15 protein-coding genes are annotated in these 15,918 nt (G+C 31.9%); 11 read left to right on the forward strand and 4 right to left on the reverse strand.

From position 1 onward, the window contains the following. The first annotated feature begins 27 nt into the window (after positions 1-27). From ABD730_RS05105 to ABD730_RS05155, 11 genes are all read left to right on the forward strand, one after another. Positions 28-960 carry a bifunctional riboflavin kinase/FAD synthetase gene (locus ABD730_RS05105; protein WP_344713020.1) on the forward strand — a complete coding sequence of 311 codons (933 nt, stop codon included), beginning with the start codon at positions 28-30 and terminating at the stop codon, positions 958-960. Further along, positions 953-2,260, forward strand: coding sequence for an HTTM domain-containing protein (locus ABD730_RS05110; protein WP_344713022.1), 1,308 nt, complete (start codon positions 953-955; stop codon positions 2,258-2,260). Before ABD730_RS05105 ends, ABD730_RS05110 begins: the two co-directional genes overlap by 8 nt. 172 nt (positions 2,261-2,432) lie before the next feature. After that, positions 2,433-3,704, forward strand: a complete 1,272-nt coding sequence (gene serS / locus ABD730_RS05115; protein WP_344713024.1) for a serine--tRNA ligase — start codon at positions 2,433-2,435, stop codon at positions 3,702-3,704. Between the two features lie 408 nt (positions 3,705-4,112). Then, positions 4,113-5,897 (forward strand): tetratricopeptide repeat protein, encoded by a 1,785-nt coding sequence (locus ABD730_RS05120; RefSeq protein ID WP_344713026.1) that lies wholly within the window; start codon positions 4,113-4,115, stop codon positions 5,895-5,897. A 187-nt stretch (positions 5,898-6,084) separates the two neighbouring features. After that, positions 6,085-6,405, forward strand: coding sequence for a DUF4286 family protein (locus ABD730_RS05125; RefSeq protein WP_215928107.1), 321 nt, complete (start codon positions 6,085-6,087; stop codon positions 6,403-6,405). An 81-nt stretch (positions 6,406-6,486) separates the two neighbouring features. Further along, positions 6,487-7,275 carry a 16S rRNA (adenine(1518)-N(6)/adenine(1519)-N(6))-dimethyltransferase RsmA gene (gene rsmA / locus ABD730_RS05130; protein ID WP_344713028.1) on the forward strand — a complete coding sequence of 263 codons (789 nt, stop codon included), beginning with the start codon at positions 6,487-6,489 and terminating at the stop codon, positions 7,273-7,275. Positions 7,276-7,364: 89 nt separating this feature from the next. Next, positions 7,365-8,738 carry a magnesium transporter gene (mgtE, locus tag ABD730_RS05135; RefSeq protein WP_334468198.1) on the forward strand — a complete coding sequence of 458 codons (1,374 nt, stop codon included), beginning with the start codon at positions 7,365-7,367 and terminating at the stop codon, positions 8,736-8,738. A 49-nt stretch (positions 8,739-8,787) separates the two neighbouring features. After that, positions 8,788-9,726, forward strand: a complete 939-nt coding sequence (locus ABD730_RS05140; RefSeq protein ID WP_344713030.1) for a 2-hydroxyacid dehydrogenase — start codon at positions 8,788-8,790, stop codon at positions 9,724-9,726. Positions 9,727-9,755: 29 nt separating this feature from the next. Further along, entirely contained in the window at positions 9,756-10,211 is a 456-nt protein-coding gene (locus ABD730_RS05145; RefSeq protein WP_344713032.1) for a DUF1801 domain-containing protein, read from the forward strand. Between the two features lie 54 nt (positions 10,212-10,265). Next, entirely contained in the window at positions 10,266-10,652 is a 387-nt protein-coding gene (locus tag ABD730_RS05150) for a VOC family protein (RefSeq protein WP_334468204.1), read from the forward strand. 73 nt (positions 10,653-10,725) lie between these two features. Further along, positions 10,726-11,205, forward strand: a complete 480-nt coding sequence (locus ABD730_RS05155) for a YtxH domain-containing protein (RefSeq protein WP_215928119.1) — start codon at positions 10,726-10,728, stop codon at positions 11,203-11,205. A gap of 45 nt (positions 11,206-11,250) precedes the next feature. Here ABD730_RS05155 and ABD730_RS05160 read toward each other — a convergent pair whose 3' ends face one another. From ABD730_RS05160 to ABD730_RS05175, 4 genes are read right to left on the reverse strand one after another with little or no spacing between them, the layout of a single operon-like run. Further along, the gene (locus ABD730_RS05160) at positions 11,251-12,270 is read right to left on the reverse strand and encodes a carboxypeptidase-like regulatory domain-containing protein (RefSeq protein ID WP_344713035.1); all 1,020 of its coding nucleotides are present in this window, start codon (positions 12,268-12,270) and stop codon (positions 11,251-11,253) included. After that, complete coding sequence (locus tag ABD730_RS05165; protein WP_215928122.1) at positions 12,260-14,089, reverse strand: GNAT family N-acyltransferase; 1,830 nt, start codon at positions 14,087-14,089, stop codon at positions 12,260-12,262. The genes ABD730_RS05160 and ABD730_RS05165 overlap by 11 nt, the downstream gene beginning before the upstream one ends. A 19-nt stretch (positions 14,090-14,108) precedes the next feature. After that, positions 14,109-15,359 carry an aspartate kinase gene (locus ABD730_RS05170; RefSeq protein WP_334468211.1) on the reverse strand — a complete coding sequence of 417 codons (1,251 nt, stop codon included), beginning with the start codon at positions 15,357-15,359 and terminating at the stop codon, positions 14,109-14,111. Next, on the reverse strand, positions 15,359-15,835 hold the full coding sequence (locus ABD730_RS05175; RefSeq protein ID WP_425583500.1) for a GNAT family N-acetyltransferase: 477 nt from the start codon (positions 15,833-15,835) through the stop codon (positions 15,359-15,361). The genes ABD730_RS05170 and ABD730_RS05175 overlap by 1 nt, the downstream gene beginning before the upstream one ends. Positions 15,836-15,918 lie beyond the last annotated feature (83 nt).

Genomic DNA, 15,918 nt, shown 5'->3' on the forward strand with positions numbered 1-15,918 from the left:
GTTTTTTTTTACAAATATTTGTTAAAAATGAACACTTATAAAAGACAACGCTTGACTTCAATTTTAGCAAAAGTAACAACCATTGGCACCTTTGACGGTGTACACATTGGACATCAAAAAATACTAAAACAAGTTGTAAAACTTGCTCAAGACAGTGGTCATATTCCTGTGGTATTAACCTTATTTCCGCACCCTAGAATGGTGCTTCAAAAAGATGTTTCCATAAAATTACTAAACACTATTGATGAACGAATAGATTTATTAAAAGCACATGGAATAAAAGAGGTTATTGTCAAAAAATTTACTAAAGAATTTGCTAACCTTTCTGCTAAAGACTATGTAAAACAGATTTTGGTAGACGAACTCAACACCAAACAAATTGTTATTGGTTATGACCATCACTTTGGAAAAAACCGAAATGCAAATATTAAAGACTTAAAAGAATTTGCCCAACTCTACAGTTTTAAAGTCGAAGAAATTTCTGCACAAGATATTAAAGATGTAACCGTAAGTTCTACTAAAATTAGAAAAGCATTAAACAACGGAGAAGTTGCATTAGCAAATTCTTTTTTGGGTTATAATTATTTTATTACAGGAACTGTAATTAAAGGAAAAGGCTTAGGAAGAACTATTAATTTTCCTACTGCAAATATTCATATTAAAGAGGCTTACAAATTAATTCCTCGAGATGGTGTTTATATCGTACAATCTAAATTTGAAGGTAACACTATTTTTGGAATGATGAATATTGGCTCTAATCCAACAGTTGAAGGCAAAACACGTTCTATCGAGGTTCATTTTTTCAACTTTAAAGAGAACATCTACAATGCTAAACTAAAAATTGAATTCCTAAAACGCCTGAGAAGTGAAGAAAAGTTTGAAAATCTTGAGGCTTTAAAAATTCAACTTAAAAAAGATATGATAGATGCTTCCGATTATATAAAAACATTAAATGAATAAGTTTTTATTTAAACATATTGATAATTCAGGGCTCATTATTTTTAGAGTCATTTTTGGATTATTATGTTTTTTAGAAGCCGTTGGAGCTATTTTTACAGGTTGGATACAACGCACCTTAATAGAACCTGAATTTACATTTTCATTTATTGGTTTCGAGTGGTTACAACCATTACCTGGCAATTGGATGTACTTTTATTACCTCGTCATGGGTGTTTTTGGGCTCTTTATAATGCTAGGCTTCAAATACCGATTTAGCATGGTAATGTTTGCATTAATGTGGACAGCCACTTACCTCATGCAAAAATCATCATACAATAATCATTATTATCTACTTGTTCTATTGAGTTTTTTAATGGTGTTTTTACCCGCAAATCGTTATGCTTCATTAGATGTAAAATTAAAACCATCGCTCAAAAGTATTTCAATGCCTAGTTGGTGTAAATGGATTTTTGTCCTGCAACTATTTATCCTTTATTCTTATGCTTCTGCAGCAAAACTCTATTCAGATTGGCTAGATGCTTCTGTTATTGAAATCCTAATGAGAAACAAAGCCAATTACCCTATTATTGGTGAACTTTTACAGCAAAACACCGTACATTATATTTTGGCCTACGGAGGCATTCTATTTGATGGTTTAATTATTCCTCTGCTACTCTTTAAGCCTACTCGAAAATATGCATTTTTTGCATCTATTTTCTTTCATTTATTTAACTCTATTGTCTTTCAGATTGGTATTTTCCCATACATGTCGTTAGCCTTTAGCTTGTTCTTTTTTGATCCTAAAACCATAAAAAATATCTTCTTAAAGAAGAAGCCCTTTTATGACGCTAATGCTATCATTGTTCCAAAATACAAACCCATATTAGTTTCGTTTTTCTCAATTTACTTTATGGTTCAAATAGCTTTACCTCTTAGACATCATTTCTTTAAAGACGATGTGTTATGGACCGAAGAAGGTCATCGCCTATCTTGGAGAATGATGCTCAGAGCAAAAAGTGGCAGAACAACCTATTCTGTAATTAACGCCAATACGAATAAAGCTATTCCTATAAAGCTAGATGATTATCTGACCAAAAAGCAGCAACGAGGTGCAAGTAGTAAACCCGATGTTATTTGGCAATTTGCACAACACCTTAAACAAGATTTTGCTAAACAAGGAATCCCTGTTAAAGTGTTTGTAAAATCTTATGTAAGTGTAAACGGCAAACCCTCAAAACAACTCATAGACCCTAAAGTTGATATTGCAAACGAAGAATGGCACCATTTTAAGCATCACGATTGGATATTACCTTCTGAATAGGATTTAGTTGAGAATGAAAAGGTTGAAATTCGTGTCTAAAAAACAGAAACTCGACCAAGACCCAAATCCTCAGTCAAAATTGACCACTTTATATTTTTTTCTGCTTATTTTATTTTTACTTTTGTTTCCTGTTTTTACTGAGCTCAATTGGTAAAAACCTAAATTAAAAGATATGTTACAAGTTGCTTTTATTAAAGAGAATAAAGAAGACATCATAGCTCGTTTAGCAAAACGAAATATTGATGCTACCGAAATGATTAATGAAGCTATTGCTTTAGATGAAGACCGTAAAGCACTTCAGACCTCATTAGATAATACAAAAGCAGAATCAAACGCATTATCTAAAGAAATTGGTAATTTGTTCAAATCTGGAGAAACTCAAAAAGCAAATCTTTTAAAAGAGAAGACCACGCAATTAAAAGAATCTACTAAAAACTTTGAACAAGAGCTAAACGACAAAGCTAATGCCCTTGCAGAGTTATTGTATAAGATTCCTAATGTCCCAAACCCTATTGTTCCTGCAGGAAATACAGACGAAGACAATGAAGAAACATTTAGAGAAGGTGATATTCCAAAATTACATGACGGCGCTTTACCACATTGGGAATTAGCAAAAAAATACAACATCATTGATTTTGAATTAGGAAACAAAATCACAGGTGCTGGTTTTCCTGTTTACATTGGTAAAGGTGCTAGATTACAACGTGCACTTATTGCATATTTCTTAGACAAAAACACTGAGGCTGGTTATACAGAATACCAAGTACCACATTTAGTCAATGAAGCGTCTGGCTTTGGAACTGGACAATTACCAGATAAAGAAGGACAGATGTATCATGTTACTTTAGATAATTTATATTTAATTCCAACTGCAGAAGTACCTGCAACAAATATTTTTAGAGACACACTTTTAAACGAAAGTGATTTACCTATTAGTATTACAGGTTACACACCTTGTTTTAGACGTGAAGCAGGAAGTTATGGTGCACATGTTAGAGGACTAAATCGCTTACACCAATTTGATAAAGTTGAAATTCTAAGAGTTGAACATCCTGATAATTCTTACAAAGCTTTAGATAGCATGGTAAATCATGTAAAAGGAATTTTACAAGACTTAAAATTACCATACAGAATACTAAGATTATGCGGTGGAGATTTAGGATTTACCTCTGCTCTAACTTATGATTTTGAAGTATTTTCAACAGCACAAGACCGTTGGTTAGAAGTATCTTCTGTTTCTAATTTTGAAACGTTTCAAGCCAATCGTTTAAAATTACGTTTTAAAAATAGCGATGGTAAAAATGAATTATGCCACACACTTAACGGAAGCTCTTTAGCATTACCTAGAATTTTGGCTGGTATTTTAGAAAACTGCCAAACCGAAAATGGTATTAAAATCCCAGAAGTTTTAGTGCCTTACACTGGATTTGACATGATATCGTAACGCCATAAATTAATTCATATTTTATGCGAATTGTTAAACAAATATGTATTTCATCGATTATTAAGGCATTTCTTCGTTTTATTTGAATATTTTTCAGAAGTTAGTGCTTCCAAATCAGAATAACCTAATTATGAAAAACTTAAAACGAATTGTATTACTTGTTTCATTAATTGTTATGGTAAGCAAAGTTTTGTTTTAACTATTTTCATTTAGAAATAATAAAACAGAACCAAGACAGAATAATTGAATCATATTTACAAAAATAATGGTTAATAGCACATTTATTTTGCTGGTAAATGCCTAAACTTTAGTTTAGGCATTTTTTTTGTGAAATGTTTTTAACTAACTTTTACAACATCTAGGTTTAGCATTTGTTATATTTGAAGTTATCTTAACAAAAACAGTTACATGCTACAGCGATTTTTCATTTTGCTTTTTATTTTAGGATGGCATTCTGGCTTTGCTCAAAACAACGAAGCTCAAGCAGAAAGTTATTACAAGAAAGGAGAGTTTAAAAAAGCACTTATCATTTACGAGAACCTAGCTAAAGAAAAGCCATATAACTCTAACTACATTTATAAACTAATTGATATTCATCAGCAATTAGAGCAATATAAAGACGCTGAAAACATTATAGTACAACGGCTAGCAAAAAGACAAAATCCCACTATGCTTGTTGCTTTAGGTTACAATTTTCAACTTATAGACAGTTTAAATAGAGCAAATAAACTATATGATGAAGCTATTGCTTTTGTAGATGAAAAACCCAACTACATTTATAGTATCGCACAAAAATTTGAAGATTATTCACTCTTAGACCAAGCGATTAAAGTTTACGAGAAAGGAAAAATTTTAACACCAGATAGAAATTACACAATTCAATTGGCTCGTATTTATGGTGATCAAGGTAACATAGAACAAATGTTTGCTAATTATATAGATTACGTAAATTTTAAACCCAACAACCTCAACAATATAAAACGTGCCATCACTGATTTTATTTCAGAAAATAAAGACAATGAGAACAATGTTTTTTTAAGACGACTACTTTTAAAAAAAATACAACAAGAACCAAAACCTTATTGGTATGATATGTTGAGTTGGTTATATATTCAAGAAAAAGCCTATAACAAATCCTTTATTCAAGAAAAAGCACTTTACAAACGTAATCCAGAAAGTTTAGACCGTATAATTGAATTGGCAGAAACCGCTAGAAAAGATAATGATGATGACACTGCAAAATCAATTTTTAATTACATATTAGAAACCACACAAGACAGAGCTACTGCTTTAATTGCTCATCAATATATTTTAGAAATAGATACTAAAACTGCAGACGAAAAAACCTTAAAACTTATTGATGAAACTTATAAGAATCTGTTTCTTGAGTTTGGCAAGTCTCAGTTAACGATTCCGCTACAGTTAGCCTATGGAAAATTCTTAGCCTTTAATCTTAAAGACACAGAAACTGCTACTAATTTCTTAAAAGAAAGCTTAGAACTAAACATTTCTTATTATAGAAAAGCTAAAATTAAATTGTTATTGGCCGATATTTTAGTGCTCCAAGAAAAGTTTAATGAAGCCTTAATTTTTTATTCTCAGATTCAGACCGAATTAAAAAACAGCACTATTGCGCAAGAGGCACGCTTCAAGGTTGCCAAAACAAGTTATTATAAAGGAGATTTTGATTGGGCAGAATCACAGCTCAAAATCTTAAAATCATCAACATCTCAATTAATTGCAAATGATGCTCTAGATTTAAAACTATTAATTTCAGATAACAAATTTGAAGACAGTTTACAAACTTCATTAAAATTATATGCTAAAGCAGACTTGTATGCTTTTCAGAATAAAACAGACGAGGCGATATCGCTTTTAGATAAAATTTTAGAAGAACACAAAGGTGAAAGTATTATCGATCAAACACTTTACCAACAAGCAAAACTCTTCGAAAAGAAAAAACAATATATTAAAGCCGAAGCTAATTACTTAGAAATAATAAAGGATTATAGAGACGGTATTTTGGCTGATGATGCACATTACCATTTAGCAGAACTCTATAATACACCATTAGCAAACCCAGAAGAAGCCAAACAACTGTACGAAAAAATAATATTTGAATACCAAGACAGTATTTACTTTATAGAAGCACGACGCAAGTTTAGAATGTTACGTGGCGATAGTATTAATTAATCGTTCAGACTTTAGTTTGTATATTACCAATTATATCCAATAGCTTCAAGTTGACCTCTTTTCTCTTTATAGATATTTATGCTAAAGTTATAACACATTTACATTAGCGCCTTTTTCAACTTTGTAAAACCGCAAAACCGTTTACTTCAAAATTCATACTTTTGCATCAAATTCTTATGACCCAAATATGATTATTTATAACGTTACCCTTAACATAGATAAAAGCATCCATCAAGAATGGCTTGAGTGGATAAAAGAACACATTCCACAAGTATTGGCTACAGGACTATTTAAAGAAGCCAAACTCACTAAAGTTTTGGTAGAAGATACCGAAACAGATACCTACTCGGTACAATACAGAGCGCATTCTAGAGAAGCGTTAAATTCTTATTATGCAGAACATGCAGAACGCTTAAAACAAGATGGATTACAACGTTTTGGTGAAAAAGTTCTATCTTTTAGAACAGAATTAGAAGTTGTAGATGAATATTCGGTAACTATAAATTAAGGTTTCTAAAGTAATTCTGCTTATCTCTATCTAGCTCTGTGTATCTTTGCGTAACGACTAATTAAAAACATCCGTGTATTTGTGGCAAATCAACACCAAGTAAAAGCAAAAAAACATCTAGGGCAACACTTCTTAGAAGATGAATCTATAGCACAAGACATTGCAGATAGTCTATCTCTTGAAGGTTATAAAGATGTCTTAGAAATTGGTCCAGGAATGGGTGTATTAACGAAGTACCTTTTAAAAAAAGATACCACTACACATGTTATTGAAATTGACACAGAATCTGTAGACTATCTAAAAAACAATTACTTAAACCTTGCCGATAGAATTATTGAAAAAGATTTTTTAAAATACGATTTAAACCTTGTTTTTAAAGACAAACCTTTTGCTATTATTGGTAACTTTCCATACAACATATCCTCTCAAATACTCTTTAAGACCTTAGAATTAAGGCATCAAATCCCTGAGTTTTCAGGTATGTTTCAAAAAGAAGTTGCACTGCGTATTTGCTCTAAAGAAGGTTCAAAAGTTTATGGTATTTTATCAGTGTTAACCCAAGCGTTTTACGATGCAGACTATTTATTTACAGTTCCTCCAACCGTTTTTAATCCTCCACCAAAGGTAGATTCTGGAGTATTATTATTAAAACGAAAAGAAAATTACACGTTACCTTGTGACGAAAAACTATTTTTTAGAGTTGTAAAAACCGGTTTTCAACAACGCAGAAAAACATTACGCAACAGTTTAAAAACATTCAATCTGTCGGATAATTTAAAAGCAAATACTATATTTGGGCAGCGACCAGAACAATTAAGTGTTTCTCAGTTTATTGAACTGACTTCGCTTATTCAAAATGATATAAATTAATTGTAATTGCGAGTATTGCGAAGCAATCTATCTCTCTATTAAAAAAAGATTGTTACGCCTTTTGTCCTCGCAATGAAGGAAAGCATTAAGTGGAAGACATCCAAGAAAACATACAATTTCAGCTTACAGATGAACTTATTGAAAAGGTAGAAATCCTTGTTGAAGATCAAAACGACAAAGATTTAAAAGCTTTATTAAATGAGTATCACCATGCAGATATTGCCGAAATTCTAGATGAATTAGATTTAGAAGACGCGGTTTATGTCATAAAACTTCTAGATTCTGAAACCACTTCAGAAATTCTAATGGAACTCGATGAGGACATTAGAGAAAAAGTACTTAAAAATCTTTCTACTAAAGAAATTGCCGAAGAGGTTGAAGAACTAGATACCGATGATGCGGCAGATATGATTGCCGAGCTTCCTGAAGAAAGGCAAGCAGAAGTTATCTCCCAAATAGAAGATGACGAACACAGAGAGGAAATCCAAGAACTTTTAGCCTACGATGAAGACACTGCAGGTGGACTCATGGCTAAAGAATTAGTAAAAGTTTACGAAACTTGGACTGTTGCAGGTTGCCTACGTCGTATTAGAGGACAAGCCAAAGACGTTACAAGAGTACACTCAGTTTACGTAGTAGATAAGCAAGACAAACTTATTGGCAGATTATCTTTAAAAGATTTAATCATTTCTAAAAGCGACCAAAAAATAGCAGATATAGCTAAAGATAATGTGGACTGGGTTCATGTTAATGACGATGTAGAAGATGTTGCCAAAGTAATGGCAAAATATGATTTGGAAGCCATTCCTGTTGTTAATGACAATCAAACTTTAGTAGGCAGAATTACTATTGATGATATCATTGATGTTATAAGAGAAGAAGCAGATAAAGATTACCAATTAGCGGCTGGTATTTCGCAAGATGTAGAAGCAGATGACAGCATTTTTAAATTAACAAAAGCACGACTACCTTGGTTGTTTATTGGTATGTTTGGCGGACTTGGAGCTGCTAGTATTATTGAACAGTTTAATGACAATATGGGCAATTTTATTGTATTGCTTAGTTTTGTGCCGTTAATTCAAGCTACTGCGGGTAATGTTGGTGTACAATCTTCGGCTATTGTAGTTCAAGGTATAGCTAATGGTACTATAGATGGTAAAATCTTAAAACGATTATTTAAAGAATTTTTACTGGGTTTGGTCAATGGTGTCGCAATTTCACTTGTTGCCATTCTTATCACACATTTTATATTTGGAACTCCATATATAGTATCTATAACCATAAGTATTGCATTAATTGCTGTAATTGTTATGGCTGCTATTATTGGCACATTTATTCCTATTTTTTTAGACAAAAGAGGTATTGATCCGGCTGTTGCAACAGGCCCATTTATTACCACAAGTAATGATGTTTTTGGTATATTAATTTACTTCTTAATAGCCAAATTGATTTTAGGAATTTAAGCCCCTAAAAACATCTAAATATTAAAAATCTGCTTAAACTAGTATGACTATGAAAGTACTGCACCTAGACTCTAATCACCCTTTACTTATAAAACAACTTAACGCGTTAGGATTTACCAATCACGAAGATTACAAAGCCTCAAAATCTGAAATTGAAGCCAAAATTTCCGAATATGATGGCATGATTATTCGCAGTCGCTTTAGTATTGATAAAGCTTTTTTAGATGCCGCAACAAACCTAAAATTTATAGGACGTGTTGGTGCAGGATTAGAAAACATAGATTGTGATTATGCCCAAAAAAAAGGCATTCATCTCATTTCTGCCCCAGAAGGCAATAGAAATGCTGTTGGCGAACATGCTTTAGGAATGTTATTATCCCTATTTAATAAATTAAATAAAGCAGACAGAGAAGTTAGACAAGGCCAATGGTTACGAGAAGAAAACCGTGGGTTAGAATTAGACGGAAAAACTATTGGACTCATTGGTTATGGAAATATGGGTAAAGCCTTCGCAAAAAAATTAAAAGGCTTTGATGTAGAAGTATTATGCCACGATATAAAAACAGGTGTTGGAGATGCCAATGCTAAACAAGTTATTTTAGAAGAGTTAAAAGCCAAAGTAGACGTATTAAGCCTTCATACACCACAAACTGCATTAACGTTAAACATGGTTAATTCAGAATTTATAAATGGATTTAAAAAACCATTTTGGCTCATAAATACAGCACGCGGAAAAAGTGTAGTCACAGAAGATATAGTATCAGCTTTAAAATCTGGACAACTATTAGGTGCAGGATTAGATGTTTTAGAATACGAAAAATCATCTTTTGAAAATTTATTTTCTTCAAACACCATCCCAGAAGCCTTTCAATATTTAATAGAATCAGAAAATGTTCTTCTCTCGCCTCATGTGGCAGGTTGGACTGTTGAAAGCAATATAAAACTAGCACAAACCATTGTAGATAAAATTAAAGCAAAATTTTGCTAAATTTAGAACAGTGTTAAATCTAAAATTAAATGACATCAACAGCAACTACTCCCGAAGAATATATTGCACAACTTCCTAAAGATCGGAAAGCACCAATTACCAAACTAAATGAACTCATAAAGAAACACATGCCTGAAGGACTAGAAGCAGGCATGAGTTATGGTATGTTAGGTTATTATGTACCAAAATCTATTTATCCAGATGGTTACCATTGTAAGCCTTTTCCGCCTTTGCCTTTTATAAATTTGGCTTCACAAAAAAACTTTATTGCACTTTACCATTCCGGTATGTATGCCAAAAAGGAATTATACGATTGGTTTGTAGCAGAATATCCTAAACATTGCAAATACAAATTAGATATGGGGAAAAGCTGCGTGCGTTTTAAAAAAATAGATGATATTCCTTATGATTTAATAGAAGAACTATTAGGTAAAATGTCTGTTGAAGAATGGATTAGCATTTATGAAAATACGATAAAAAAATAACATATAAAATACAGGATTTCAATAGCTGAAATTCTGAAATAAATTCAGGATAAAATGAAAAAAAGAGTTACGGGAATTGGCGGACTATTCTTTAAAACCAAAGATCCAAAAGCAGCAAAAGATTGGTATAAAAAGCATCTTGGTTTTAATACAGACGATTATGGTTCTACTTTTTGGTGGAAAGACAAAGAGGGAAAAGATTGCTCAACACAATGGAGTCCGTTTGCAGAAGACACTAAATATTTTGAACCTTCAAAAAAAGACTTTATGTTTAACTATAGAGTTGAAAATTTAGAAGCGCTTTTAAAGGTTCTAGAAAGTGAAGGAGTAACTATTGTTGGTGATATGGAGACTTATGACTACGGGAAATTTGCATGGATTTTAGATAATGAAGGCAATAAGATTGAATTATGGGAACCTATTGATGCTGCTTTTCAGTAATTCATATTTGTTTTTTTACTAAATTTAACGTTTTAACTTTTATACCAAATACTAACCTCTAAAACGATTAAAAATGTCAGATGATAATAAAAATTTAAGTGATGACCTAGATGATATGATAGGTGATGCTAAAGAAGGAGCAAAAAAAGCAGGAGATAAAATAAGTCAAAAAGCTAGCGAATTCTCAGAAGATGCTAAAGAGTTTGGTCGTGATGCCAAAGAAGCAGCTAGTGAATTTGCTGATGATGCCAAACAAGTATTCAGTGATGGTAAAAATGTTGGCATTATTGCTCATATGACCTTTATTGGCTGGATAATAGCTATTGTAATGAATAGTAGTAATAAAACCGAATTTGGTTCTTTCTACATAAGACAGATGTTAGGCTTAGTTATAATTGCTATAGTTACATCATGGATTCCAATTATAAATTTAATCATGTGGCTTGTCTTACTTGTAGCATGGATTATGAGTGTAATTGCTGCTTTAGGTGGTGAAATGAAACCAACATTTTTATTTGGTAAACAATTTCAAGAATGGTTTAAAGGCCTTTAAAAATATTAAAACCCAGAATTAACATTCTGGGTTTTCTTTTTAGCATTAGTTTTCACTTTTATTAAATCTATAATCCAAAGGCAGAGTATCGCCAACACGTTGGTTGCCCATAACTCCACTAAAATAGACTCCAACAATTGGAGAATAATTGCCATACTTATCTACATTGAATTTAGGAACAGATGTCTGTATCACTGAACCTTGATCAACTTTATAATAAATATCCAATTTCTCTTTTAACATAACCGTTTTATAACCAAACGCATCTGTATCATAAATAGTAAAAAAATCATAAGGGTTAACCGTAAAACGCTTTTGGGCAAACATATAACCATCCTCATCTAAAGACCCATGAAAAAGTGCTCGCATGAAGTGTTGTACAGATCCCTTAAAAGCATGGTCTCGGTGTTTTATTGTTTTAGATTTTTCAGCTTTGTTTAAATCTTTATAAAATGAAGTCCCAAAATAGACAACAGAATGTGTAGTAAATGTTTTGGTTTCTAGATTTACATATTTATAGTTCGCTTCAAAATCTGCAAGATCATAAGAAATTTCATATTGCAATGCCTTGTTTTTAATCTTAAGTACAGCATTTGAGCTTACGTATAAAGCTTTATTACTTTTATCATACTTTAAGACTAAGTCATCTTCATTTACTATTTTACAAGACTTACCAAACTCAGATGTTCCTAAAAATTCCTTTCTAAAAAGACGTAATTTTTGTCGTCTAGTTAAACCATCATCATATTCAATAAGCACTTCACTTAAAGCGTTATCTGCTTCAACGAGCTCTATAGAAATATTGTTTTGACTTCTATAATCGGAAATAAAAACTTTTTCATAGCCTAAATAAGAAATAACTAAAGTAGATTGTACAACGTCTGTATAAACTATTGAAAACACTCCATTGCTATCTGTCGTTGTACCTATTGTGGTATTATCAAAATATACAGCAGCAGTTTCAATAGGTTGTTGTGTTATTTTATCTACAACACGCCCTGTAAACGTTTGCGACACACAAAATAAAGGTAAAAGAAAAATAATTAGATAAGTTTTACTTATCATGATTATCCATGAATTTACGTTCTAACTCAGCTTGAAACTCTTCCATTACTGGTCTAACAGTACTTTCTGGTAGGTCTGCAATTTTTATATACATTAAGCCGTCAACCGCATTATTAAATAAAGGATCGACGTTAAATGCAACGAGCTTAGCATTCTGCTTGATATATTTTTTAAGTAAAACGGGTAATCGTAAAGCTCCTGGCTCTACTTCGTCTATAATCTTATCAAACTTATTTAAATCGGCTTCTGTTGCATCAAAAACAAAATCCTTATCTGCATCTTGAAGTTTTACTTTAAATTCTTTTTTAGGATGCACGTATTGCGCCACATAAGGATCGTAATAATGAGACTTCATAAATTCAATCATCAAACTTTTAGAAAAGTTAGAAAACTGATTACTTATACTTACTCCTCCTATTAAATATTTATGTTCTGGATAACGTAACGTGGTGTGTACAATTCCTTTCCAAAGCAAAAATAAAGGCATTGGTTTTTGTTGGTATTCTTTAATGATAAAAGCACGCCCCATTTCTATGGATTGGCTCATCATTTTATGTAATTCGGGTTCAAAACGAAATAAGTCTTGCAAGTAAAACCCATCGATTCCAAAGCGTTCAAAAATTTTAGATCCTAAGCCCATTCTATAAGCTCCTGCAATGACATTTTTCTCGTTATCCCATAAAAACATTTGATGGTAGTAAGCATCAAAAGTATCTAAATCAATAGCTTCGTTAGTCCCTTCGCCTACTTCTCTAAATGTAATTTCTCTAAGCCTTCCTATTTCTCTTAAAATATTAGGAATATCTTTAGGAGAGGCTAAAAACACTTCGTAATTTTTGCTTTCTAAAAGCCTACAATCACTTACTCTAAGCTTATCTACCTCAGCAATCATCACTTTTGGTGCTATAGGAGTCACAATACGTTTGGGTATTTTGGCCACCTTTAATTGTGATTGAATATTATCTAAAATTTTAGGTTTATCTTCAAACGTTTTAGATAACATATACGTTTTTCGTCTTAAAAACTCTGAAAATTCGGGAAGACTAGGATGCTCTTTTTGATCTTTTACAGAAATTGCTTTTCCAACTCTAACCTTAATAACACGGCGTTTTTGAGTTAACAACTCCGAAGGTAATTTTGCTGTTCTAAGTGTGTCACTTAACTTAGAAAGCCTATAAAACAAACGGCTATTTTTAGCATGAAAATAAATAGGAACTACAGGCACTTCTGCTTTCTGAATTAATTTCATAGCCGCAGCTTCCCACTCCTTATCAACCACTAACTTTCCATCTCTATATGTAGAAACCTCTCCTGCTGGAAAAACCCCTAACGGGTGCCCTTCTTTTAAATGTAAAATTGCATTTTTAAAACCGGCAATACTGCTTGCCGCATCTTTTCTGCCTTCAAAAGGATTTACAGGCATTATATATGGCTTTAGAGGCTCTATACGATGCAATAGAAAATTAGCAATAATTTTAAAATCGCTTCGCTGTTCTATCATTAATTTTAACAGTAAAATACCATCAATACCACCTAATGGGTGATTAGAAATTGTAATGTAAGGCCCTTCTTTAGGCAGACGCTTCATATCTTCTTCAGGTATTTCAAACTTAATCTGAAATTCATCCAAGATAGCATCAAGAAATTCTACATTACTAAGGTGTTTATTACGGTTATAGATTTTATTTAGAGTAGAAATATTAAGCACTTTCATTAATACCCATCCCAAAAAAGTACCTAAGAATCCATACTTATCAGCATGGATTGCTTTAGCGACTTCCTTAGCGGTTACTAAACCAGTATCAGACGATTTCCCCATAAAACAAATGTAGTAAAGTTTATTTAGTTACAATTTGTACTGTTCCTTGCGTTAATTGCTTCAATAATACCTCTTTATCTTTTTCAAGCTCTTTTATAGCAGCATCATTATAATGCCTAATGGTATATAGACTTACATTTTCGTGACATGTTACATTGAATTTTGCTTTTAAATGCTGAAGCAATTTTTCTAAATTATCGTATAAATTATCTATACAAACAGAAAAACTAATTGCTGAATTCTGAATGACATCAACTTTCATTTTATACAAATGTAATAAACTAAAAATCTCACTAATATTCTCTTCCATAATATATGAAAAATCTAAAGACGATAAAGAAATTAAAGTCTGATTTTTTTTCACAATAAAACACGGAATCTCAGGAACTAGAGCTTCTCCTTTACTAACACATGTACCACTTCCCTCTGGGTTTAAAAAAGATTTTACATATAAAGGGATTTCTTTTCGTTGTAAAGGTTGAAGCGTTTTTGGATGAATTACAGAGGCTCCATAAAATGCTAATTCAATAGCTTCTCTGTATGAAATTTGATGCAATAATTGTGCATTTTCAAAGTAGCGTGGATCTGCATTTAATACACCTGGCACATCTTTCCAAATTGTTACACTATTTGCATTTAAACAATAAGCAAAAATTGCGGCTGTATAATCACTTCCTTCTCTACCTAAAGTTGTTGTAAAGTTATTAGAATCACTCCCTAGAAATCCTTGCGTAATATTTAAAACATTTACATCTAAATTAGATAAAATATTAGCTTGGGTTCTTTCCCAATTTACGTTAGAGTGCCTGTAATAATTATCTGTTTTAATAAACTCTCTTACATCTACCCAATTATTCTTTAAACCAATATCATTGAGGTAATGGCTAATAATTGTCGTTGAAATTAATTCACCAAAACCAATAGTTTGATCATAAACATAATTGTAATCTGGTGATTTATTACTTTTAAAAAATGTATTTAATTCGTCAAAAAGTGCTTTTATATCTGAAAACACTTGGTGATTTTCATTTTTAAACAAATTGACCATAATGTCGTTATGACATTTAACAACCTCATGTATTGCACTTTGCAGTTCAGCTTTATTTTCAAAATAATTTTTGATAACCAATTCCATTCTATTGGTTGTCTTACCCATTGCAGAGATTACAACTAAAGTGTTATTATAACCTGTAGTTTGCAATACTTGTGCTAAATTTTTTACACCGTTTGCATCTTTTACCGATGCTCCTCCAAATTTATAAACGCGCATTATAGTTGGTTTAAATAATTAGTAATTCCATTTTCGTCCAAATGCACCACATCCCAATCTCGCATTACATTTGCTCCTTTACTTTCATAGAATTTTATGGCAGGCTCGTTCCAATCTAAAACGTCCCAACAAATTCGTTTTACACCTAAATCTTTTCCATACTTTACTACAGTATCTAAAAGTTGAGAGCCTAATCCTTTACCTCTACTTTTTTCGCTAATAATAAGGTCTTCTAAATGCAAAACTTCCCCTTTCCATGTAGAATATCTAGGGTAAACTAAAGCAATACCTTCTATAATATGGTCTACTTCTAAAACAAAACAAGTAAATTTTGGCTGAGTACCAAAACCATCTTTTTCTAAATCAGAAACACTAACTTCTACAGCTTCTGGTTCTTTTTCAAAGGTTGCTAATTCTTGAATGAGTTCTAAGACTCTTGGCATATCTTCCTTTATGGCTAATCTTATCTGGGTCATTATATGTCTTAAATGAAAACTCAAATATAAACCAACTCTGTTGACATAACAATTAATTTACAACACGAAAACGTTATAGTTTG

The organism is Winogradskyella damuponensis (assembly GCF_039538385.1).
GTDB classification, from domain to species: domain Bacteria; phylum Bacteroidota; class Bacteroidia; order Flavobacteriales; family Flavobacteriaceae; genus Winogradskyella; species Winogradskyella damuponensis.

Excerpts from the sequence above, each read along its gene's own strand:
- ABD730_RS05170 (WP_334468211.1), bottom strand. The coding sequence starts at position 15,359 with ATGCGCGTTTATAAATTTGGAGGAGCATCGGTAAAAGATGCAAACGGT.
- ABD730_RS05125 (WP_215928107.1), top strand. The coding sequence starts at position 6,085 with ATGATTATTTATAACGTTACCCTTAACATAGATAAAAGCATCCATCAA.
- ABD730_RS05140 (WP_344713030.1), top strand. The coding sequence starts at position 8,788 with ATGAAAGTACTGCACCTAGACTCTAATCACCCTTTACTTATAAAACAA.
- ABD730_RS05120 (WP_344713026.1), top strand. The coding sequence starts at position 4,113 with ATGCTACAGCGATTTTTCATTTTGCTTTTTATTTTAGGATGGCATTCT.
- ABD730_RS05150 (WP_334468204.1), top strand. The coding sequence starts at position 10,266 with ATGAAAAAAAGAGTTACGGGAATTGGCGGACTATTCTTTAAAACCAAA.
- ABD730_RS05105 (WP_344713020.1), top strand. The coding sequence starts at position 28 with ATGAACACTTATAAAAGACAACGCTTGACTTCAATTTTAGCAAAAGTA.
- serS (WP_344713024.1), top strand. The coding sequence starts at position 2,433 with ATGTTACAAGTTGCTTTTATTAAAGAGAATAAAGAAGACATCATAGCT.
- ABD730_RS05145 (WP_344713032.1), top strand. The coding sequence starts at position 9,756 with ATGACATCAACAGCAACTACTCCCGAAGAATATATTGCACAACTTCCT.
- ABD730_RS05160 (WP_344713035.1), bottom strand. The coding sequence starts at position 12,270 with ATGATAAGTAAAACTTATCTAATTATTTTTCTTTTACCTTTATTTTGT.
- ABD730_RS05155 (WP_215928119.1), top strand. The coding sequence starts at position 10,726 with ATGTCAGATGATAATAAAAATTTAAGTGATGACCTAGATGATATGATA.
- ABD730_RS05175 (WP_425583500.1), bottom strand. The coding sequence starts at position 15,835 with ATGACCCAGATAAGATTAGCCATAAAGGAAGATATGCCAAGAGTCTTA.
- ABD730_RS05110 (WP_344713022.1), top strand. The coding sequence starts at position 953 with ATGAATAAGTTTTTATTTAAACATATTGATAATTCAGGGCTCATTATT.
- ABD730_RS05165 (WP_215928122.1), bottom strand. The coding sequence starts at position 14,089 with ATGGGGAAATCGTCTGATACTGGTTTAGTAACCGCTAAGGAAGTCGCT.